At 40.9% G+C, this 2,476-nt stretch carries 3 protein-coding genes; 2 read left to right on the top strand and 1 reads right to left on the bottom strand.

The features are described from left to right. A partial coding sequence (locus tag CBG25_RS13350; RefSeq protein ID WP_290603829.1) for a helix-turn-helix domain-containing protein occupies positions 1 to 93 on the bottom strand: 93 nt, incomplete at its 3' end. A gap of 366 nt (positions 94 to 459) precedes the next feature. Here CBG25_RS13350 and CBG25_RS13345 point away from each other — a divergent pair. Both CBG25_RS13345 and CBG25_RS13340 read left to right on the top strand, forming a co-directional pair. Continuing rightward, the gene (locus tag CBG25_RS13345) at positions 460 to 747 is read left to right on the top strand and encodes a transcriptional regulator (RefSeq protein WP_290607218.1); all 288 of its coding nucleotides are present in this window, start codon (positions 460 to 462) and stop codon (positions 745 to 747) included. A gap of 776 nt (positions 748 to 1,523) precedes the next feature. Continuing rightward, positions 1,524 to 2,204, top strand: coding sequence for a transposase zinc-binding domain-containing protein (locus CBG25_RS13340; protein ID WP_290607216.1), 681 nt, complete (start codon positions 1,524 to 1,526; stop codon positions 2,202 to 2,204). Positions 2,205 to 2,476: the final 272 nt, after the last annotated feature.

Genomic DNA, 2,476 nt, shown 5'->3' with positions numbered 1-2,476 from the left:
TCTTGAGCATGAAAGCCGTCGAGCAATCGCACGTATAGACATACCCTGGCGATGTAAAACAGAAATTTCCACTCTGATCTCCAATGTTATCATCGGCAGTACCTTAAAACTGCCATTTTTACTCTTGGTGGATCAGTTTTACATTAGCAAGTGGATCATTTTTACATTGGTAGCGACAGCTCGCCGGTTTCTCTTACATCGGTATGTCAACCTTGTTACGTCTCACCACCCCGTTTGACATCGGTTTGGTGAGGTTTATAACCGTAAGAGAGGCCGCAATATGGCTACCATTCAACCGTGCAATAAATTCATTGATACCTACTGGGTCATTCCCGAACACTCTACCGCACCTTACGGCAAAGTGTCGTTCACACGTCAAGATCGACGTACCTTCATCTCCATGTTCAAAGATAGTCGCCTTATATGGGCTGGTCGTAAGCCTGTGCAGGAGGTGGCGATATGAGAACCTTCGACTTAAATCAGGTTGCAGAATTGAGAGATATATTCCCTGAACTAACCCCTGTTCAGTTTGAAACAGCGATGCTTCTATCTCTTGGTTTGTCTCAAGGCGAAATAGCTGACCTTCGTTCAGTTAAATATCAAGTGGTCAATCAAACATTAGAGGACATTAAAGTTAAGCTGAATTTTTATTCACTTAATAATTTAATGACAATGTTTCAAGTTCGCTTATTAATTTTCGCTCTTAAAGGGTGTGCAATACACCACAAAGACAAAAAGAAAAAATAATTGAATGAATTAAAGGCTTAACACTCGCTGAGCGTTGAGCCTTAACACATAATTCTCATCTCTGCACCATGAATTTTTTAAGGTATTTTTATGAATCACGCCATTTAAAATAATCCGTCTTAGAAGCAAACGGCGAGTCTTACGACTCTCTCATTACCACAACCAAATAAATTAAAATTTTAACATTTCCTCCTCCACCTCACGCTAGCACCAGGGAAACCTTAAACCAGCTATGTCCTAGCTGGTTTTTTTTGTTGCTCCGCACACACAGGAATCCCTATTAACGGCTACTGAATTGTTTAAAAAATAACCATAAAAGACTTAAATACGCTTAGCAGGGGCGCAAGCGCGGTTCCGTGGTCTCTGTCGGCTACGTAGTTCGCTTCGCTCAGGTATCGGCGCGCAGAAGCTCCTGTACGCCTCTGTAAGCGATTTTCACGCCTTCCATGCCCTGACGGGCATCTAAAACTAAAACGAACGAATCAGCCTACGGCTGCAAATCGATAATCGGTGAGTTCGGAGATTAAATCTCAATATTGGCTATATTTTAACCTTTCAGGCAAATTTTAGATTGAAATTGCATATTGATATTCAATTCACCCTCAAAAGTCGATTTTAAGCCACCTAGAACGCTCTCTAGGGCGTTTTCGCTGTTTTATTCATAACGGTACCGCTAAAAATTTTGCGGGGCTTAGCGTCGCTTCTAGTAAGATTTTGTGTTTTACTTTTGAAATGACGCTCATCCTTCTGATTTCGTTAACTGAGTTAATGCCACGATGAAAAAAGATTTCCAACCCCGACCGTTAAAATCGCTTTTTGAACGGAATAATGCCTGGGCGGAGATAATGCAAACCACAAAACTGAGAGAAATTGAAATCGAAGTGGTCACCAAGATGTTGGCTTGTGGCACAACGATGATGGGTTTCCGTGAGTATTGTTGTGAAAAAGAGAATTGTGATCATCAAAAGTTAGTTTGTTTTACCTGCAAGGGGAGAGGTTGTCCATCTTGTGGGACAAAATTGACGGATAATTGGATACATACCTCAGTTGATCGTTTGCCGAATGTCAAATGGCAGCATGGCACATTTACGATGCCGGATAGTTTATGGGAACTATTTGAAGTTAATCGTGGGTTACTCGGCAAGCTGTTCCCGTTTGCAGCCGATAATTTACTCTATGCAGCAGAGAAACGTGGACTCACGATGGGTATTTTTGGGGCGCTCCATACCTATGGTCGAAAACTAAACTGGAATACGCATATTCATCTTTCATGGACAATGGGTGGTATCAATCAGCATGAGCAGTGGAAATCGATGCAATTTGATTTATCCAAAGTGAGAGAACGGTGGATGTGGAATGTTCGGCAATATCTTCTTTCCGTCTGGGGGAAAATTCACCTACCGGAACATCTACAGCACATCAGAGATTATGACAGGGCGGGATTCCACTTTGCTTAAAAATTGCACAGCAACCGATTTTTGAAAGATATTCTCAATAAATAATCCTTCGCAAAGAAGATGCCATCAATATAAAGACTAAACTAGTTGCTGAATAGAGACTTGCATTTTTTGTCACGCTATTGAGAATAAAAAGAGGTTTAACTTAGAGAATAAAGGTTTGAAATGATCAACAAAGAGCGGCTGTTACGAGATAATCGTTTATGTAAAGCAATCATTGGATTATCAGTCGAAGAATTGAAAAATTTAGCCGCTGAATTTTCAGCTTGTTA

It is taken from the genome of Arsenophonus sp. ENCA (assembly GCF_002287155.1).
In the GTDB taxonomy this organism is placed as follows: Bacteria; Pseudomonadota; Gammaproteobacteria; order Enterobacterales; family Enterobacteriaceae; genus Arsenophonus; species Arsenophonus nilaparvatae.
This window is presented reverse-complemented; position numbering and strand designations above follow the sequence as displayed.